Genomic DNA, 19,782 nt, shown 5'->3' on the forward strand with positions numbered 1-19,782 from the left:
GCCCACAAACTAACGGTATTTGTGAGCGATTCCATAAGACGATGAAAACAGAATGTTATGATATTTTATTTCGACGTAAGATTTACACGCAATTGAGTGAAATACAAAACGATATTGAACAATGGCTTGAGTTTTACAATCGAGAAAGAGCACACTCTGGAAAATATTGTTATGGGAAGACACCATGGCAAACATGGAATGATGCAAAGGGGTTGGTTAAGGAAAAGCAATTGGAGAATTTATTTTGCTCATCGGACACGCATTTTGTTAAAATGAAAGCCGATGAGTAATATGTGTCTGTCAGATTAAGTTTGAACTACTACAATTCACCAAAGCTAAAACGTCCGAAACCACCACACCCAACCCATTTTATCCACCAACAAAAAAAAACCTATTTTGACAAAAAATCGCTCTGATAGACTATTGATTTTATTGAAGTTTTTATCTTACCGTTTTCAAGCTAAATCAATCACTTACACAACCTAAACAAAGCGCCAACATAAAACAAACCAGCAAAACCACGAACAGCGCCCTAATAACAACAAATTAACCGCTCTAAACCCTTTTTTTAACGAAAATTTAAAATCAAATAAAATCAACATATTAAAAAACAGCTCAAAAAAAGGGTTTTCAAAGATGAAATTGTTGTTTATCTTTATACAGCAAGATTTATCAAATCTTGAGTTCTACCTTAACGCCGTATAGGCGGTTTAGAAAAAGCGAGGATCAAAACGAAACTCTGGGCGAATCCTTAACGCCGTATAGGCGGTTTAGAAAGTTTCAGAAAAAGCAAGCCGTACCCGCACGCTCCTTAACGCCGTATAGGCGGTTTAGAAATGATGGTTTAGACGGCGGCAGAATCGAAAAAGCCTTAACGCCGTATAGGCGGTTTAGAAAACGTATGGCAACATTATGCACCAGTCAAAAAACCTTAACGCCGTATAGGCGGCAATAAAAATAGAATTAATCATATAATTACAAAAAAAAACAATCGGCTGTACTGTCTGACTTACTCCGGCGTCAGAATGTGCCGACAACAGAGCGAGGTTAGCACGCCAAACAAGGATGTTTGGCGAAGCTATGCTTCGCCGGGAGCGAATCATAGCCGGTGCGTTAAGACCGAGCGACGGCGGAGGGGCGCCGAAGGCCACATTCTGCAGCCAAAGCGTGGGTTGTTAGGGAATTCGCTTAAATTCCCTAACTCGGACGTGTTCACAACAGCTATTTTTATCACCCAAAGCTCAAACGTCCGAAACCACCACACCCAACCCATTTTACCCACAACAAAAAAGACATTATTTTGACAAAAAATCGCTCCGGTAGGCTATTGATTTTATTGAGGTTTTTGTTGGTTTTTTTGTCAAAAATTATCCTGCATAAACAATAAGTTAACCTTGGATTCGCTCAGGCTGTTACTTACTTATTCAATTAATGCAATATTGTCAACGTGTTGTTTTAAAGCTTCTATTTTACCTTCTGTTTTTGATGCTTTTTGTTTGAATGTAAGTTATTGAATTTGTCATAATATCACCTTGATTTATTTAATACCTGTTGATATATTTAAAATTACCGGCGGGGTACTTTACCTTTGATTGGTTAATAGACTGGAAACAATACCAATATTATAAACAAGAGAATTAGGTATCTATGCATCCTTTTTCTCTTTCAATCCCTCGTAAAAAACTGAGGGTTTGTTTTATCAAGCTTCTTACTTGATAGTTGTTATTGCAGGATGCTTTACTATAAAAGTTGATGTTTTTATATAACATATTAAATTTTATAGTTTTTGGATTTATTTTAAATGGATTTTATGAAAAAAATAGCTATCTTACTCTTATTTGTTCCGTTATTTGTTTATTCAGCACAGAACTTTAACTCAGCCAAAACACAGTTAACTAAATTATATAAATCAAACCCTAATCAAACGACATTTTATTGCGGATGCGAATTTTCGTGGGTGGGTAAAAAAAGCGTTGTTGATTTTAGCAAGTGTGGGTATCAGCCAAGAAAAAATCAGGCTAGAGCTGAACGCATTGAGTGGGAACATGTTATGCCTGCCGAGAATTTTGGTAGACACCTGACATGTTGGCAAGAAGGTGGGCGTAAAGCGTGCAAAAAAGATGCTACCTTTAATCAAATAGAAGGGGATATGCATAATTTACAACCCGCTATTGGCGAAGTGAATGGCGATAGGTCTAATTATCGTTATTCACAATTCACTAAAGAATTTAATCAGTATGGGCAGTGTAAAAGTGCTGTGGATTTTAAAGCTCGTGTATTTCAGCCTCGTAACGAAATCCGTGGAATGATAGCGCGAACCTATCTTTATATGTCTGATAAATATAAAATCAATTTATCAAATCAAGAAAAGAAGCTGATGATGGCATGGAATAAAATGTATGCACCTGAAAATTGGGAATGTCAGCGTAATGTGCATATAGCAAAAGTGCAGGGTAATGATAATAAGTTTGTTACTGGGCGGTGTAGGTAATAAATAAAAAGATAATGGTATTGTATTTAAAACCCCAAACCTACTCCACCTATTAAAATAACCCCCAACTTCAAGCAAAAAACAAGTCAGGAAGGGTATTGATTTTATTTGATTTATTTTTTTAACCAAGTGAGTCAATAAACTGCCTTCGAGTGGTTTGTTATTGCTCTTAGTTAATAAATGTCATACTATTACCAAAAACGAAGGGAATAGTATGAAAAAATTTTTACTAGTTGGTTTAATTGGGTTTGCTTTATTTGGTTGTGGTAAAAAGAAAGTAACTGAGGAAATGCTTATTGGAAATTGGGAGTGTAGTACAACTCAACAAATAGCAAAATGGAAGAAATGGGCGTTTGATGACTATTCGACCTCAATTGACCGTGGAAAATCAGTAGTTATCTTTTTAAAAGAAAACGATGATTTTTTTGTAAAATGGCCAGGTAGTGATGAAATGGTAAAGGAAGATTTTAAGAATTTGAACCGACGTCACAACGGCATTTTAGCTGGTATGAAATTGTCTAGTTATAAGAGGTTTGAATATATATCAGACAATGAATTTAAGATGATTTCTGAGTTAGTAATAACGCAAGATAAGAAAGAAAAAAATGAAAAAAGTAAAATATTAATGCACTGTACTAGAATACAATAACTATGAAACTGGAAAGAAATTATTTTTATTTAGTGCTGTTTTATTTAATTTTCTAAGAAGGTTTTTTTTATTAAAAATTTATCTGTTCAGGCTTTATTTGTAGTCTAAAGATATCATTAATTTAGATATGCAGCAGGTTGACGAAGAAGTATAACAGATACCTGACTTTACTAAGTTGTATTGATGTCGATACTGAGCCAGCGATTGACTGGCTAGAAAAACCACAGTAATAATCAATTATTCTGGATAATTGTATTTGTCTTTTGCGTATAAACAGTACAGTTATCTGGAATATCTTTATTTACAAATGACATTACGCCGATTTTTACATTATTGCCTATTTTTATTTCACCACCCAAAATCACTGAATTGGTACCAATATAAACATTATCTCCCATAATAATATGCATAGTTCCATGACCATAACCTATGGTAACATTCTGATGAATAAATAAATTTTCACCAATTGTTACATTTTCTCCAATTGTTATTGAATAAGGATGGGGGAAATGTAGATTTTTACCTATTTTTGCACCAAGATGGATATCAATTTTAAACCTATAGATTAATTTTTTTGTATTTTCCAAGCGGTTTCTTTTTGTTTTTTATTTCCATACATATATATTTCATGAGCTAAACGCCACCAAAATAAGTATTTTTTGTGTGTCGAATCTGTTCTGATATATGAAACTAAAACACGATAAAATGATATTGGTTTCCGCCTTGTTAATTCAGCTCGTCAGCACTCTTTCAAATGCGTTAAATCGTGAGTAGTTAAAAATTTAATTATGTGTATGTATTTCATAAAGTCACTCAATTTAATTAGATAATTGAGATATTAACAAACACATTATCAATATCCAACTTACAATACTCAACAGCGTTATGTAGCATCACAAAATGGGCAGGGTTTTACTCGTTTTGTCATAATTTTTCCTTTAGATAATAGAAATCACACGCCAAATAATCAGCGTGAGAATTGAATTTGGATTAATAGGGTAGGGGATAAATAGATTATTAATTGATTTTGCGGATTAAAAAAGAGTATTACAATTAAAGCCTTTTAAAATAATTAAAATTTAATAGCTGTTGGAGATCTTCAACTGCCATAGCCGGAATAGTTTTATGTAGCATAGAGTGACAATTAGGGCAAACTGGGCGTAAATCTTTAATAGGATCAACTATATATTCTTTGCCTATTAGCGATAATTCTATTAGATGATGAACATGAATAAATTTTCTGCCGATTTCACCATACATATTTTCAAAATTCATATCGCAAACATAGCAGTTGTATCCATAATATTTTAAACATTCTTTTCTAGCGTATTTGCTTCGTTCATAGATGGTTACTGGAACATATTTTGATTTACCTTCTGCAAATTTCTTATATTCATTAATCTTTAACTTCTGTCCCTTTTCATTCTTATCATATAATTTAAGAAGAGCTAGGAAATAAGATTGATTAAAACCCTTTTTAAATTGTGTTGTTTTATATCTTTCTTCTTTATGAGGATTTTCGTTGATAGTATAAAGAAGAGATTCGATATCCGACCTATTCATTCTATTTGATTTACCCGTGCTCATGATAAATCTAATTTCTTTTTTATCCGTGTCTACTAAATCAAGGGTAAAATGGCTTTTTGATGAAAGAGTGAAAATTTGTTTCCCCTCAAATAGCTTTATAAAAGCAAGAAACCGACCTATTTCGATATTTTTTTCCATGACAACTCCATCAGTAATATAAATTCAATAAGTTATTAAATATAATATAAAAATTAAATTTTTGCTAGAATGGAATCCCATTGTAAATACCTCAAATTTAGTACACAACTCACTTTTTGCTGTACTATTTTAGGGGATAGTTACAAAGTGTGTAATTTATTTAGATCTCATGAAAACCTCTGTCTTTATTATGAAGGCAGAGTTTTTAATAACCAAAAATAATTAACGCGCTCTATTTTGTGCCGTTAATTCATTAATAGCTGCTTCTGCCAAAAAATTACTCCGATCTTTATAAAAAGAATTTGGTGCTTTAACTGCGTTATCTATTCTATCGATAAGAATATCGGGCAATGTGATATTAATTCTTTTTTGTTTACCAACAAATGATGACAAATCAACATCAATAATGACCCACGTATCGCAATGAGCATACTCATCGTTATTTTTATACGAAACATGATCGTTGTGAATATCTTTAACATCATAATCGCCCGATTCGATCATATCTTGAACAGTTAACAAAATAGCTTCTGTCGCCATTGCTGGAATATCGCTTTCTCTGTCTGCGGCAGAATAACAACTATATTTTTCATTACATAATGCAGGCACGACAATGCCGTAAGCTGTATTGCTATCGTTCGGTGTTTCAATGCCAAGAGTAAAAAACATAATACCTCCAAAGGTGGCGGGCTATAAAAGCCCCGCCGATTTTTTGATTGATTTTACTGTGCCAATCGGTAAATCCGATTTTGGGTGAGGAACTGGAAACGTTTTATTAGTTATTGGTGAGTAAAACATATGATGACTACCTCTAACTCGTTTCAGAATACACCCTGCATTGGTAAGTTCCTTTATCAGGTCAGTTGATTTCATGTTTACCTCCTAACCTGAAAATTATTATACACACATATACACAATCTTTGCAAGCGCTTGAGGGTAACCAACTTATACAACTTAAAAGAAAATGTTTTTCAGTTTATTTTACGCAAAATTAAATATAAACAAATAATAATAATTGAGGCTGGAATAATATTGTTTTTTATTTTTCTAATTTTTATTAAATAGTAGCTTATAATACTCAACAGCGTTATGTAGTATCACAAAATCGGCGATATCTCTATTTAAACATCATCTGGCATTGCGTGTGCAAATTAGTATGTAGTGTTTATTGTTATTATGATTAACGAAGATGAGTTTTACCTAGCTAGTAAAATAGCTGTCTAAGGTAATCGCTGTGAAGCATTGCAGAATAAGACTTTAGAATGGTACGCCCGGGTGGACTCGAACCACTGACCCCCACCATGTCAAGGTGATGCTCTAACCAACTGAGCTACGGGCGTATATTTGAAACACGTAAATATTAACGGCCAAATCGCTTTGTATCAAGTAAAAAAATAAAAAATAGTTTCTTTTTTAATCTGTTGAACCGAGTTGGTTGTATTATGAACATAATTTTTCGATTTTAAAAAAATCCATAATAGGATTATTCAATATATATTTTTCTAAGAATTTTTTTGTTTTTGGAATGAATTGTAAGTTTATGTAAGTTCATAGTGGTGTGTTTAACTTAATTTAGCTATACTCGACACATTTCGTTAAATGTTCGTATTTAGGCTTATATGTCGATAAAAGATCAAATAGAAGATGTCTTGCAAAATGTTTTTGGTTACAAGTCATTTAGAAACCAGCAAAGGGAAATTATTGAATCGATTATCGATGGGCGTGACACTTTAGTGATTATTCCAACAGGGGGTGGTAAATCTTTATGTTATCAAATCCCTGCAGTTTTATTATCTGGTACTGCCATTGTTATTTCGCCTTTAATTTCTTTGATGAAAGATCAGGTCGATCAATTATTAGCTAATGGTATTGATGCTGCATATCTTAATGCTTCTCAATCTGCGACAGAACAACAAGAAGTCATCGAAAAATATTTAAATAAATCAATAAAATTACTATATGTTTCGCCTGAAAGATTGGGCGTATATGCTTTTTCTACTTTAATTCATGAGCAACCACCTTCATTAATTGCTATTGATGAGGCGCATTGTATTTCTCAATGGGGGCATGATTTTAGGCCAGATTATCGACAATTAGGCCAACTTTCTACTCGTTTACCTAATGTGCCGATCGTTGCATTGACAGCTACTGCCGATAAGTTAACGCAAACTGATATTATAACCCAACTTAATTTGCTTGATCCTTTAGTTGTGGTAAGAAGTTTTGATCGGCCTAATATTCGTTATACAGTTACTGAAAAATTTAACCAAATTGAGCAGGTTGTTTCTTTTATTGAAACACAAAAAGGCAACTCAGGTATTATTTATTGTTCAAGCCGTTCTCGGGTCGAAGATATAACCACTAAGCTAGCGGCTCATGGTTTTTCGGTTATGGCCTATCATGCGGGGTTGTCTAATGAAGAGCGCCAACAAGCACAAGATGCTTTTTTAAAAGATGATGTACAAATTATTGTTGCCACCGTTGCATTTGGTATGGGAATTAACAAACCTAATGTGCGCTTTGTTGTACATGCGGATTGTCCGAGAACGATTGAAGCTTATTATCAAGAAACAGGCCGAGCCGGGCGTGATGGTATGCCTGCCGAGGCAATACTACTGTTTAATAGTAAAGATCTTGAGTGGTATCAGAAAAAAACTATCGAAAAAAAGGATGGTAAGCATAAAAATGTAGAATTACAAAAGATCAATGCGATGGAGGCTTTTGCGCAAGGCTTGACTTGTCGGCGCATTGTATTGCTGAGTTATTTTGGCGAAGAGAGAGCTGAACCTTGCAATAACTGTGATATTTGTTTGTATCCCCCTGAGATGTATGATGGTTTAATTGATGCGCAGAAGGTTTTATCTTGTGTTTATCGTGTTAAACAGTGTTATGGAGCGCAATATATCATTGATGTTTTAAGGGGATCGGGGCGTATTCACATCAAAGAAATGGGACATAATAAATTATCGGTTTATGGTATCGGTAAACAACACTCATCAAATTATTGGCTTAGTGTTATTAGGCAGCTAGTCTATTTGGGTTATTTAAGCCAAAATATATCAACCTATACAACGCTTCAACTAACACAAAAAGCGCGCTTAATACTTAGAGGTGAAATTCCATTATCATTGGCTAAACCTCGTTTAGAACTTGTGAAAAAAAGCCGAATAAATCGATATGCAAGATCCATAAATTTAACAACGATTTTATCTTATGAAGAACGAATTTTATTTAATAATCTTAGGAGATTACGTAAAGATATTGCTGATGTTGAAGATGTGCCGCCATATGTTATTTTTAGTGATGCGACATTGCTAGAAATGGTTCAAACTAAACCAGAAAGTAAAAAGCAGTTAATTAACGTTACAGGTGTAGGTAAAATTAAGTTAGAAAAATATGGTAATTTGTTTTTAGATGAGATAAATGAATTTATGGTAAAAAATATGTAACAATTTTAAACAGATTGCTTATAATGATTATTAAAGAACAATTTGATTCTTTTTTGATTTCTCATTAATTATTAACAATGGAGGTTTTATATCAACAATGAGTAATATGCCACAAATAGTTGCTTTAGTATTACTACTGATAATTCTTTATTTTGGTGATATTGTTTCAACACGTACTAAAGCATGGATACCTTCTGTTTTTGTTTGCGCAGTACTTTTTTTAGTTGGTTACTGGACATTTTTCCCTTCTGATATTGTGGCTAGAGCAGGTATTCCTTCCGTCGTCGCAATTATGTTTATGTATTTATTGATAGTCAATATGGGAACGTTATTACCGATAAAAGAGTTACTACGTCAGTGGAAAACAATTTTAATTTCACTTGCAGGTATTGTTGGTATTGTTACTGTTGCTTTTTTAGTGGGTTTTCTGTTTTTTGATTTTAACACTACTATCGTTGCTATTCCTCCTTTAGTTGGTGGTATTGTATCAGCTATTATTATGGGAAATGGTGCAACCGAAGCAGGATTAAAGGATCTTGCTGTTTTTGCTATTGTAATATATGTAATGCAAGGCTTTGTAGGTTACCCGCTTACCACTATTATGCTTAAGCGTGAAGGGCGAAGAGTTCTTAAAAAATATCATGAAGGTACATGGAATTTAGATATCGATCAAACATCTAAATTTAATGAGCAAAACGCTACTTCATCAGATGAAAATCCAATGCCTAGTCTATTTGCAAAAATTCCTGTGCAATATAATTCGTCTTATTTCATCTTTTTACGTATTGCAGCAGTTGGTTTGTTAGCTTATTCAGTATCTGAAGTTTTAAAACCTATTGTAACTATTAATCCATTTGTACTTTGCTTGTTATTTGGGGCTATTGCTTCTTCGATTGGTTTTTTAGAACGTCATCCATTAAAAAAAGCCGGTGGGTTTGGTCTAGCTGTAATGGGCTTGATGTTATTTGTATTTGATACACTCAGTCAGGCGACACCAGATATGCTTGTTCGTCTTATTTTACCTTTGGTTGTCTTTATTTTAACTGCTGTAGTTGGAATGTGTATTTTTTCAATAATAGTTGGTAGGTTATTAAAAGTAAGTAAAGAGATGGCATTTTCAATTGCACTTACGGCATTATATGGGTTTCCTGCAGACTATATCATTACTAATGAAGTGATTAATTGTTTAACCAAAGATCCTAAGGAACGCGAGGTACTTACAAACCATATGTTACCTTCCATGTTAATAGGTGGATTTATTTCAGTGACCATAGTTTCAGTTGTTTTAGCTGGCATTATGGTTAATATGATTGTTGGGCCATTAACACATTAATTGTTGGTGGATTTTATATATATTTATGCATTATGCTTGCATTAGTCGTAGCGATTAATTTAAAAAAAGATAAAAAGTTTATTTGTTTATTCATTTAATGGCGACTAATTCAAGTGTTATTTATTCACAATATGCATTTGAAGAATTTAAAAAGTTAAGGGTAGAAAAATGATAAATCAAAGTATAAAAACATTAATTAAGCAAAATATAGATGAAATGATAGCATTTCGCCGTGATTTACACAGACACCCTGAATTACCATGGGAAGAGTTTAGAACCACCGATAAAATTGCTGCTGAATTAGATAAAATTGGTATTCCATATCGTCGTACTGAACCAACAGGAATTATTGCTGATATTAATGGCGGTAAACCAGGTAAGAGAATCTTGCTTAGAGCTGATATTGATGCTTTACCCGTGCAAGAGTTAAATCAACATATTGATTACAAATCAACTATCGATGGCAAAATGCATGCATGTGGCCATGATACTCATGCCTCGATGTTATTAACTGCAGCAAAAGCACTTTGGGCTATTCGAGATCAATTAAAAGGTAATGTAAGGCTTGTTTTTCAACCAGCAGAAGAGATTGCTCAAGGTGCTAAAGGTATGATTAAACAAGGTGTATTAGAAGGCGTTGATAGTGCATTTGGTATGCATATTTGGTCGCAAATGCCTGTTGGAAAAGTCTCTTGTGTAGTTGGTTCGAGTTTTGCATCTGCCGATTTGTTAACGGTTCGATTTAAAGGTAAAGGTGGACATGGTTCTATGCCCCATGACACAGTTGATGCTGTGATGGTTGCTTCTGCATTTGTTATGAATGTACAGTCGATAGTTTCTCGTGAAGTATCTCCTCTTGACCCAGCGGTTGTTACTATTGGAAGAATGGATGTGGGAACCCGTTTTAATGTTATTGCTGAAAATGCCGTTTTAGAAGGTACTGTACGTTGTTTTAATATCGCTGTGCGAGACAAAATAGAAGAAGCAATCCGTCGTTATGCTAATCAAGTGGCAGCAATGTACCGTGCAACGGCTGAAGTTGAATACATTTATGGTACCTTACCTGTAATTAATGATAACGAAAGTGCCTTACTGGCTCAAAAAGTTATTGTTGAATCTTTTGGTGAAGATGCACTTTATTTTGAGCATCCAACAACTGGTGGTGAAGATTTTAGTTATTACACTGAAAACATCCCTGGAGCCTTTGCATTGGTTGGTTCTGGTAATCCTCAAAAAGATACCAAATGGCCACATCATCATGGTTGTTTTAATGTAGATGAAGATGGCATGGCATTAGGTGCTGAATTTTATGCTCAATATGCTTGGGTGTATTTAAATCAAAATTAATCTTAATAAAAATCCAATCATTAAATATTTTTGATTAATGGTTGGATTCCTTTTTTTGTATCTAATTATTGAAATAATCTACAGCTTTTCTTTTAACTTTAAAATAATTAAATTATATTTTATCCATTTATTTTTAATATTATTGATATCTAATTGATTGAATATCAAACTGATTAAGCTATAATGCAACAACTTCAAATAATTTACAGTTGTAATGATTATTGGTTTTATCGGTGCAGGTAAAGTAGGTTGCACCTTAGCTAAGTATTTTTCTTTATGTGGAATGCAGATTGCCGGATTTTATAGCCGATCCTATGAACATGCAAAAGAGGCAAGTGATTTTACTCAAAGCCAACATTATACTTCTTTACCTGAATTAGTTAATGACTGCGATTGCATATTAGTCACAGTACCTGATGGTCAAATAGTCACAGTTTGGCAAGAACTTTGTCAGTTATCTATTGCTAACAAATGGATTGGTCATTGTAGTGGTCTGTTAACATCGCATATTTTTAGTCAACATAAGGTTGTTCACCCATTTGCGTTTTCTTTGCATCCTTTATATGCTATTTATGATAGATTCAGTTGCTATACGGCAATGTCAGGTATCTCTTTTACTCTTGAAGCAAATGAAAATATTATCCCTCAATTACAAACCATATTAGCTCCACTAAATAATCCTTTAGCAATTTTACCCGCAAGTAAAAAAACGTTGTATCACGCAGCTTGTGTTATGTTAAGTAATCAAGTTATTGCATTGGTTCAAATTGGTGTTGATTTGTTTAAACAATGTACACTAGATGCTGAATTTAGTGAACAGGCTTGGCATGCATTATTTCTAGGAAATGCAAATAATATTGGTAAAGTAGGAGTGATCAATGCTTTGACTGGACCTGTCGAACGTGGTGATATTGAAACTATCAAACAACATATTATGGCAATACCTGATGAACTCAAGCCGATTTATCTACAATTATCAACTATTTTACTTAATATTAGTCGAACAAAACATCCAAATAAGGATTATCGACAATTAGAGCTGGAGCTGTTACCTTGAAAAATACAATTCTTACACTACAAAAACGCAAGCAAAATCAACAAAAAATTACTATGTTAACTGCATACGATTACACTACAGCCAAATTAATGGACGAAAGTGGTATAGATTGTCTATTAGTCGGTGATTCTCTAGGAATGGTGATGTTAGGTTACGATAGTACTGTATCGGTTACTATGGAGGATATGATTCACCACTCCAAAGCAGTAGCAAGAGCAGCTAAGTCAGCTTTTGTGGTGACAGATTTACCTTTTATGTCTTATCACACATCTGTATATGATGCGGTTTTAAATGCAGGTCGTTTAATCAAAGAAGGGCAAGCTCAAGCTGTGAAACTTGAAGGTGGGCAAGCATTTTATGAACATATCAAAATGATTACACAAGCGTCCATCCCTGTTGTAGCGCATATTGGGTTAATGCCACAATCCGTGCTTGCTTTAGGAGGGTATAAAGTTCAAGGTAAGGATTATAAGCATGCTAAAAATATTGTTCTTGATGCATTAGCGGTTGAACAAGCTGGTGCTGCAGCTATTTTATTGGAGTGTGTTCCAGCAGGTTTGGCGAAATTTATTACACAATTAGTTAATATTCCGACGATTGGCATTGGAGCGGGGGCTGATTGTGATGGGCAAGTGCTAGTTTATCAAGATATGTTATCAATGTATGATGGTATTTCGTCAAAATTTGTGAAATCTTTTGCATCTATTGGTGAACAAATGAAACAAGCTTTTAAATTGTATTGCCAAGAAGTGAATAATCGACAGTTCCCTGCTACAAACCATGAGTTTTCTATTGAAGATAATGTTATAGAAAAACTCAAGCTTGAATTTACTATTAACCATAAGGACTAATGCAAATGAATGTTGTAAGTACAATTAAAGAAGTCCAAGCACAAGTAAAAGCTTGGCGTCAAGCTGGGTATAGTATAGGCCTTGTCCCAACAATGGGATATTTGCATGAGGGGCACCAAAGTCTAATGGCTGCAGCTAAAAAGGATAACCAAAAAGTAATTGTGACCATTTTTGTTAACCCTATCCAGTTTGGTCCTTCTGAGGATTTAGCCAGCTATCCTCGAGATTTAAATAGGGATAAAATCGCTTGTGAGCAGATGGGGGTAGATTTGATTTTTTGTCCAACGGTTAATGAAATGTATGATGCCAACTTTAATAGCTATGTCGATGTTAATGATTTAACTGATGCGCTTTGTGGCAAAAGAAGACCTGGTCATTTCAAAGGAGTGTGTACTGTAGTAACCAAATTATTTAATATCACACAACCCGATCGTGCTTATTTTGGTCAGAAAGATGCACAGCAGCTAGCTGTAATTAAACGTATGGTAAATGATCTGAATTTTGATATTGAGATTGTAGGTTGTCCAATTGTGCGTGAAGCTGATGGGCTAGCTAAAAGCTCACGTAATAGTTATTTGTCTGAAAGCGAACGATCCGCATCTGTTTGCCTTTATCAAGCTATAGAAAGAGCCAAAGCAATGATAAAACAGGGAGAAAAGTCAGTAACTATTATTACAAAAGTTATGCATGAGCTTATAACCAATCAGCCCTTAGCCAAAATTGATTATATTGAATTTGTCGATCTAACATCTTTAAAATCGGTTGATATGCTTGAGCAAGATAGCTTATGTGCATTAGCCGTTTATATTGGTAAAACTCGATTGATTGATAACTTTATTTATCAACATAGTGGTAGATAAAAGCTATTTTTTATTCATACTGAAACAATTAAGATAATTATTGTTTTAAATGCACAAACCCCTCGCATTGTTTACCGTAATTTAAAAAATAACCAAGGCGATATTGAAGTGCAAGCCCAAAACGCCAACTTCAATATGGCTGCCAAGCAAGATATCAAAGTGGATAGTGTCGATGGCAAAGTTACTATTACCGCCAAAGACAATCTCACCCTTATCTGCGGTGGCTCTTATATCAAAATCAGCAGCGAAGGCATTGAACTTGGCACACAGGATAATATCTATCTTAAATGTAATGTGATGCAGAAGATGGGGGTGGCGCAAAAAGATATACCGGAAATAGCATTACCTAAAGCTATAGAAACTAACTTTTCAATGAATAAAAAAGATAAATATAGCCTAAAGTATCTTATGGTTAATGATGAAGGTGAGCCATATAAAAATATTGAATATTTAGCGTTTATGGAAGATGGTTCAGTCAAACGAGGGAAAACAGATGATAAAGGTTATACAGAAAGGTTTTATACCAAAAAAGAAGAAAAAATTGCTGTCCGTTTAGTATTAAGTAAAACAAGCAATGGGGAACTTATCAACCAATAAAAAATTGCATAAAAATCATTAATAATTAATATGATACATTTTTAAATACAATGATAACATAATGGATGAAAATTTAATGACAGTATACAATATATTTACAAGCATAGAGACAAAAACCAATCATGAATATATTATTTATGAAATGGAATTATATAAAATGGACGACAAAGGTAATAAAATTTATGCTTTAGAATCAACAGGTAAACAGCCGTTACAAGCTGATAAGAAAACATTAATTCACCCTTCGTTAGATATTTCAGATTCCGAAGACACATCATATATATTAGAGCTGAATCTTTACCATAAATTAGGTAATGATGAATATGAAGTATTACCTGAACCTATGACTGCAATTATCCCTCTTAAGGGATTTTTAACATCTGATAAAAAATGGGGATTATCGCGGGAATTTCAATACAATGAAACAACAGAAAAAACACAATATGGCGACGTACCCATATATGAAGTAAAAATAACCTTTAAATCAAGATCTTTTGAAGCTAAAGAACATCCGGCTGGCGATCCGCAAGATCCTTTTACTAAAGCTGAAATTGAAAAAGCTTTGCAACTAAGATTAGTTAAATATAATTTCCCTTATCAAGGCGATTCTAGCTTATGTGGACCGGCCGCGTTTTTTTATTGTTTATTGATGGATAGACCAGACTTATATCGTCAGGTCGTGAAAGAACTTTGGGAATCGGGTAAAACTAAAATTGGGACATTAAAAATAGAGCCTAGTTATGATTGTCGCCATCCTAGCAATTTTTTTATCAATGACTCACCACAACGGTATATCCCAAAAGTTTCGTGCATAGATTGGATTACCTTGGCAAGTTTAAGAGATACAGAAAATAGCGTTTTTGATTACGATTCGCCTGATGATCAAGTTTCAGGTATTACAACCGCAGGAAACCTTAAAACATGGTTTGAAAAGGCTGGCGCTAAAAGTTTATACGAAATCAATACAAGCTTAATGAAACATATTATAGGTCCTCATTTAACTTTACAAGATTTATGTCGTTTAAATTCTTATATCGACCCTAATACACACGTTGTCGTATTGATAGCTGCACAGATGATTGAATATGGTAATGGAAAAACTAAAAACCATTGTATAGTTTGGACAGACAAATTAAAATTACTTAATGGTCAGGAAATAACAGAGCAAACTGTATTAACTGAACAAGTACAACTTGAATTATATTCATGGGGAAAAGTAAAAAATCAGTTAGCTTATGGAAGAACTTTAGGTGAGGTTATGCAATACTCCTTCGCAGCTATGGTGGTAAGTAAAATTCCTTAAATAAAAAATATATGGCAATAAAATAAATGGTAAAGTGTTTAAAAAATACTTATTTTTAATAAAAGTTCAATTAATCGCAATAAATTATATGAAAAGATCTCGATATTATTTAATTTTAATTATTAATTTATTTTTAGTTTTTTCACTTGTTGGATGTTTTTGTAGACAAAAAATTGAAGTGCTACCAAAATCTTTACCCAATGCCTCTTTTGGTAAACTTTATTATGCTGAAATAAATATTAAAGGTGGTCGTATAGATGATAGACTTTTTGATTATCTTATTGAACCTGAAAATTCAGGACTTGAACTATTGCCTTTCGATTTAAAATCGCTTGGTCCATACAATCATCTTATAGTAAAAGGAACACCTAAAATGACCGGAACAATTATTATTAAATTCTTAGGTAGTACATTTGGGACAATGTGTCCAGGTAGCGAGTTTGAAAAAATTTATACTATTAATGTTGAGGAATAGCTTTTTATATCTCTATAAATTATATGAAAAAATCACGATATTATTTAATTTTAATTATTAATTTATTTTTAGTTTTTTCACTTGTTGGATGTTTTTGTAGACAAAAAATTGAAGTGCTACCAAAATCTTTACCCAATGCTTCTTTCGGTAAACCTTATTATGCTGAAATAAATATTAATGGCGGTATAGTTCCAAGTGATCTTTTTCTCTATCATATTAAACCTGAAAATTCAGGGCTTGAGCTATCACAATCCTATTTCGATGTTTTTAATTCATATAATAATCTTACCATAAAAGGAACACCTAAAGTGTACGGAACAATTATTATTAAATTTAATGGCGGTACTCTTGGAACAATGTGTCCAGGTAGCGAGTTTGAAAAAATTTATACTATTAATGTTGAGGAATAGCTTTTTTATATCTCTATAAATTATATGAAAAAATTAAGGGGAATGGTATCACACTTTATCGCTCAAAAAATATTTATGGCAAGGGCAGGGCTTGAGCCAGAAGTAGTTAACGGTGTCATGCACGAATATTACATCCGCCGGACTTGGGTTGACAGAATGAAAAAATTAAACAGTGATTATCAAATGTTTTCAGGCCCTTTTCCGAAAGTAGGGCAAAAAGGTATGCGAGGCATGTTAATTAATAGTTACTTAAAAGACTATACTCACAATATTTTAAGAAAAGTCATTATAAAAAGAACAGAAAAACCAGCTGATATTATCATTAAAAGAAAACACGATGAAATGTGGGGGTAATCATAATAACCAAGCATTTGGACGTAATTTAAAAGACGCAAGATTATCTGCCGTGTTGCTTGTTTTTCAGCTACCGGTTATTGCAACATTATTTATTCAAGAAGACAATTACAACGACGATGAATTTACTAACTTAGTACTGTCTGCCTCATTGAGTTTGGTCAGCTCATTAACCAATGTGCTAATTAAACCTGTGGAAATTTCCTTTAAAAGCACCAAACTAGTAATAGGGCTAAGAATTGTAGGGCATTTAACCAGTGGGGCATCGTCGATATTTGGGTTATTATATGCAATTCCACAGGCAAAAAAAGAAAATCAAGATAATGTTGAAAAATTATTAAACAGAGCTAACGTAATGGTTTATATGAGCCAGCTTTTAAAAGCAAGTTCAGCTTTATTAGAATTATCTCCTAGATTGGCTTCAAAATTTATTATTAAGCAGTTTATTATAATGGCTGGACTTAAAATCATTACCATTCTTGCCACATGCTGGGTGCAATTAATTTTAATGGTTGTGGATTTTGTGTGGACATTAATTGTTGATGACGATATCCAAAAATGGATTAGAGCTACCCGTTTTGGCACTCAATATGATCGTAAAATATCCCCAAATTTTGACGCAGAATTAACAGCCTTTAAAAAACTAATGAAAATAGAAGAAAATCAAGAAAAAGTTGAACACGCCACCGATAGCTTTTTAACTTATATTGGTTGGGATAGCTCAATCTTTTCCGATTTTTCGTTTAATGATATTTTAGGCATTGATCCCGAAAATAATTCACAATCCCAATTAAATACTCCTTATTCACTAAATTAAGAGCGATAAATATATGACCCTAAAATCATTTTATAAAATTCAAAATCAAATGGTCAGTCTTTATCAACATGGTAAATCACGTAGTGAAATCGTTGCAGAATATGATTTGACACCATCAGCATTGGACCGTTGGATAACGCAAGCAAGCCAAAGCAGCTCATTTAAAACAAAAATAATCGCAGTCCACAAGAACAAGAGTTAATCGCGTTGCGCAAAGAGCTTAAACAAAACTCCGTATGGAAAACGATATTCTAAAGCAAGCAGCACTGATAATAGGACGAAAATCGCTATCCTAAAAACAAATCGACATCGTTATAGCATAACAAAGCCATATCAATATTTAGGATTATCAAGACATTACGATTATTATCAGTGTAAATTGAATAGACAAAATCAGTAGGGCCATTATTGGTTTATTTTGCCAGTTATTTTGTAAAAAATATTCAGGAGTCTATACCGTTTTAAATCCATAACAAATTGATTTAACTAAAAAAGTAAAAAGCGCCAACAACACCGCAAGGCCAATATTTCAGTTTTTTTACGCTATCAAGAAAACAGACAAAGCCCCATTTTTGTTAAAAACTTTCAGGAACGTACTGCGTTTATGTAAAAAATCTAAAAAAATCAGACTTAAGTTATAAAAAGCTAGCCAAGCAATAAAAAGCAGCTGCCCCACATTAAGCGTGCCATTATCGGTTTATTTTGCCAGTTATTTTGTAAAAAATATTCAGGAGTCTATACCGTTTTAAATTCATAACAAATTGATTTAACTAAAAAAGTAAAAAGTGCCAACAACACCGTAAGGTCAATGTTTCAGTTTTTTTACGCTATCAAGAAAACAAACAAATCCGCCATTTTTGTTAAAAACTTTCAGGAACGCACTGCGTTTATGTAAAAAATCTAAAAAAATGAGACTTAAATTAATAGGCGTGAAGTGATTATTATGGCTTTTTTAATCCCGACTTAATAGCAAAAAACGCGACTAAACTAACTTGAATTATTAATATTAAACAACACATCGTTAAAAATGAGTTAAATTTTGCTCTAAAATGCGCTATGATTGGTGCTGTTTAACTTATTTAGATTATCAATCAAATAACGATATTTGGTAGCTAAGCGATATTAGATAACTATATTAGATAACTATATTAGATAACTACATTCGATAGCTATATTTAATAACTAAAAGCAATAATATTAACCATTTAAATCATAACAACAAACTAAAGGTATTCCCTTTTGTTCTAATTAAATTAATAAATAAGGAAAGGAAAAAAACATGGCAAGTGCGTTAGAGCGTTTTTTAGAGCAGCTTGATGACGGGATATTGGGGCATTTAAAAAAACTGAGCCATAATCGCTATACCTTAGCCGTTGAGGGGCTGAGTTCGCCGGTGTCGGTGTTACAGGTTAAAGGCGATGAGCGGCTTAACTAGCCGTGGCATTATACCCTTGAATTTACCAGTCCCGATAAAGCCCTTGCCATTGATTCACTGCTTAACCAAAACGCTACTTTCTCGTTTAATCCCTTTCTAAACCAGCCATTAACGGAAGCGATACGCTCACTAGGTGGCTTACCGGCCATCAGTCTTTTATGGGGCATTACTGCATTTAGTCAGCTATCGGCCAGTAAAGCGCAAATGCATTATCAAGCTATTTTATCATCCCGATTAGCCCTGTTAGCCATGAAAAAACAGTGTGCCATTTTTCAAAACCAAAGCGTGGTCAGTGTGGTCCAATTGATACTGAGCAGTCATGGTTTTACCGGCATTGATTACCGCTTGGAATTAAAAGACACCTACCCGTCCCGAGAATTTATTACCCAATGGCAAGAAAGTGACCTTGAGTTCATACAACGCTTATTGGCGGATGTGGGGATTTGGTTTCGCTTTGAAACCCATGCTGAGCACAACTGTGATGTCATGGTGCTAAGTGATTATGAGCAAGGTTATGCTCAGGTTGCCGACATAGATAACAAACCACCGAGTGGCACCTTAGATGGTGGCACCGAAAGCGTTTGGGATATTCGCTTACACAGTGCCGTGGTGGTCTCTTCTATACCATT

General features: G+C 33.7%; 22 protein-coding genes, 1 tRNA gene and 1 CRISPR repeat array. Of the genes, 18 read left to right on the forward strand and 5 right to left on the reverse strand.

Annotated features, from left to right (window positions below; genetic code table 11):
• The 3 genes from GA0061080_RS09110 to GA0061080_RS09120 form a co-directional block, all read left to right on the forward strand.
• On the forward strand, positions 1-290 hold a 290-nt coding region (locus GA0061080_RS09110; RefSeq protein WP_141683126.1), incomplete at its 5' end, for an integrase core domain-containing protein.
• Positions 291-689: 399 nt separating this feature from the next.
• Positions 690-957: direct repeats of the CRISPR family, unit length 28 nt; unit sequence CCTTAACGCCGTATAGGCGGTTTAGAAA.
• Between the two features lie 844 nt (positions 958-1,801).
• A complete protein-coding gene (locus GA0061080_RS09115; RefSeq protein WP_091124466.1) occupies positions 1,802-2,491 on the forward strand; it encodes an endonuclease in 690 nt (229 codons plus the stop codon).
• Positions 2,492-2,705: 214 nt separating this feature from the next.
• Entirely contained in the window at positions 2,706-3,140 is a 435-nt protein-coding gene (locus tag GA0061080_RS09120; protein ID WP_091124472.1) for a hypothetical protein, read from the forward strand.
• 233 nt (positions 3,141-3,373) lie between these two features.
• Here GA0061080_RS09120 and GA0061080_RS09125 read toward each other — a convergent pair whose 3' ends face one another.
• The 5 genes from GA0061080_RS09125 to GA0061080_RS09145 form a co-directional block, all read right to left on the reverse strand.
• A complete protein-coding gene (locus GA0061080_RS09125) occupies positions 3,374-3,727 on the reverse strand; it encodes a serine acetyltransferase (RefSeq protein WP_209435796.1) in 354 nt (117 codons plus the stop codon).
• 466 nt (positions 3,728-4,193) lie between these two features.
• Positions 4,194-4,865 (reverse strand): HNH endonuclease, encoded by a 672-nt coding sequence (locus GA0061080_RS09130; RefSeq protein WP_091124476.1) that lies wholly within the window; start codon positions 4,863-4,865, stop codon positions 4,194-4,196.
• A 222-nt stretch (positions 4,866-5,087) separates the two neighbouring features.
• A complete protein-coding gene (locus tag GA0061080_RS09135; protein ID WP_091124478.1) occupies positions 5,088-5,534 on the reverse strand; it encodes a type II toxin-antitoxin system HicB family antitoxin in 447 nt (148 codons plus the stop codon).
• Between the two features lie 21 nt (positions 5,535-5,555).
• A complete protein-coding gene (locus GA0061080_RS09140) occupies positions 5,556-5,738 on the reverse strand; it encodes a type II toxin-antitoxin system HicA family toxin (protein WP_091124481.1) in 183 nt (60 codons plus the stop codon).
• A 390-nt stretch (positions 5,739-6,128) separates the two neighbouring features.
• Positions 6,129-6,205 (reverse strand) — tRNA-Val (locus GA0061080_RS09145).
• 279 nt (positions 6,206-6,484) lie between these two features.
• Between GA0061080_RS09145 and recQ the strand changes: the two genes are divergently transcribed.
• The 15 genes from recQ to GA0061080_RS12600 form a co-directional block, all read left to right on the forward strand.
• Positions 6,485-8,314 (forward strand): DNA helicase RecQ, encoded by a 1,830-nt coding sequence (gene recQ, locus GA0061080_RS09150; protein WP_091124484.1) that lies wholly within the window; start codon positions 6,485-6,487, stop codon positions 8,312-8,314.
• 106 nt (positions 8,315-8,420) lie between these two features.
• Positions 8,421-9,647, forward strand: a complete 1,227-nt coding sequence (locus tag GA0061080_RS09155; protein WP_091124519.1) for a hypothetical protein — start codon at positions 8,421-8,423, stop codon at positions 9,645-9,647.
• Between the two features lie 168 nt (positions 9,648-9,815).
• Positions 9,816-10,994: a M20 family metallopeptidase gene (locus GA0061080_RS09160; RefSeq protein ID WP_091124488.1), complete on the forward strand. Its 1,179-nt coding sequence runs from the start codon at positions 9,816-9,818 to the stop codon at positions 10,992-10,994.
• 214 nt (positions 10,995-11,208) lie between these two features.
• The gene (locus tag GA0061080_RS09165; protein ID WP_091124491.1) at positions 11,209-12,051 is read left to right on the forward strand and encodes a Rossmann-like and DUF2520 domain-containing protein; all 843 of its coding nucleotides are present in this window, start codon (positions 11,209-11,211) and stop codon (positions 12,049-12,051) included.
• Complete coding sequence (panB, locus tag GA0061080_RS09170) at positions 12,048-12,902, forward strand: 3-methyl-2-oxobutanoate hydroxymethyltransferase (RefSeq protein WP_091124494.1); 855 nt, start codon at positions 12,048-12,050, stop codon at positions 12,900-12,902. The genes GA0061080_RS09165 and panB overlap by 4 nt, the downstream gene beginning before the upstream one ends.
• 5 nt (positions 12,903-12,907) lie before the next feature.
• Positions 12,908-13,762 (forward strand): pantoate--beta-alanine ligase, encoded by an 855-nt coding sequence (gene panC, locus GA0061080_RS09175; RefSeq protein WP_091124523.1) that lies wholly within the window; start codon positions 12,908-12,910, stop codon positions 13,760-13,762.
• A gap of 102 nt (positions 13,763-13,864) precedes the next feature.
• Positions 13,865-14,359 carry a DUF2345 domain-containing protein gene (locus GA0061080_RS09180; RefSeq protein ID WP_280642406.1) on the forward strand — a complete coding sequence of 165 codons (495 nt, stop codon included), beginning with the start codon at positions 13,865-13,867 and terminating at the stop codon, positions 14,357-14,359.
• Between the two features lie 76 nt (positions 14,360-14,435).
• On the forward strand, positions 14,436-15,662 hold the full coding sequence (locus tag GA0061080_RS09185; protein WP_141683127.1) for a hypothetical protein: 1,227 nt from the start codon (positions 14,436-14,438) through the stop codon (positions 15,660-15,662).
• A gap of 88 nt (positions 15,663-15,750) precedes the next feature.
• Positions 15,751-16,137, forward strand: a complete 387-nt coding sequence (locus GA0061080_RS09190) for a hypothetical protein (protein ID WP_141683128.1) — start codon at positions 15,751-15,753, stop codon at positions 16,135-16,137.
• 23 nt (positions 16,138-16,160) lie between these two features.
• Positions 16,161-16,547 carry a hypothetical protein gene (locus GA0061080_RS09195; RefSeq protein WP_091124507.1) on the forward strand — a complete coding sequence of 129 codons (387 nt, stop codon included), beginning with the start codon at positions 16,161-16,163 and terminating at the stop codon, positions 16,545-16,547.
• A gap of 24 nt (positions 16,548-16,571) precedes the next feature.
• A complete protein-coding gene (locus tag GA0061080_RS09200) occupies positions 16,572-16,901 on the forward strand; it encodes a hypothetical protein (RefSeq protein WP_091124511.1) in 330 nt (109 codons plus the stop codon).
• Positions 16,885-17,718 (forward strand): hypothetical protein, encoded by an 834-nt coding sequence (locus GA0061080_RS09205; protein ID WP_091124513.1) that lies wholly within the window; start codon positions 16,885-16,887, stop codon positions 17,716-17,718. The genes GA0061080_RS09200 and GA0061080_RS09205 overlap by 17 nt, the downstream gene beginning before the upstream one ends.
• A 13-nt stretch (positions 17,719-17,731) precedes the next feature.
• Positions 17,732-17,920: a helix-turn-helix domain-containing protein gene (locus GA0061080_RS09210; RefSeq protein ID WP_091124516.1), complete on the forward strand. Its 189-nt coding sequence runs from the start codon at positions 17,732-17,734 to the stop codon at positions 17,918-17,920.
• Positions 17,921-18,997: 1,077 nt separating this feature from the next.
• On the forward strand, positions 18,998-19,153 hold the full coding sequence (locus GA0061080_RS12595; protein WP_167349214.1) for a hypothetical protein: 156 nt from the start codon (positions 18,998-19,000) through the stop codon (positions 19,151-19,153).
• Between the two features lie 57 nt (positions 19,154-19,210).
• The coding region (locus GA0061080_RS12600) for a phage late control D family protein (protein ID WP_245174486.1) at positions 19,211-19,782 on the forward strand (572 nt) is incomplete at its 3' end.

The organism is Gilliamella intestini (genome assembly GCF_900094935.1).
GTDB lineage: Bacteria > Pseudomonadota > Gammaproteobacteria > Enterobacterales > Orbaceae > Gilliamella > Gilliamella intestini.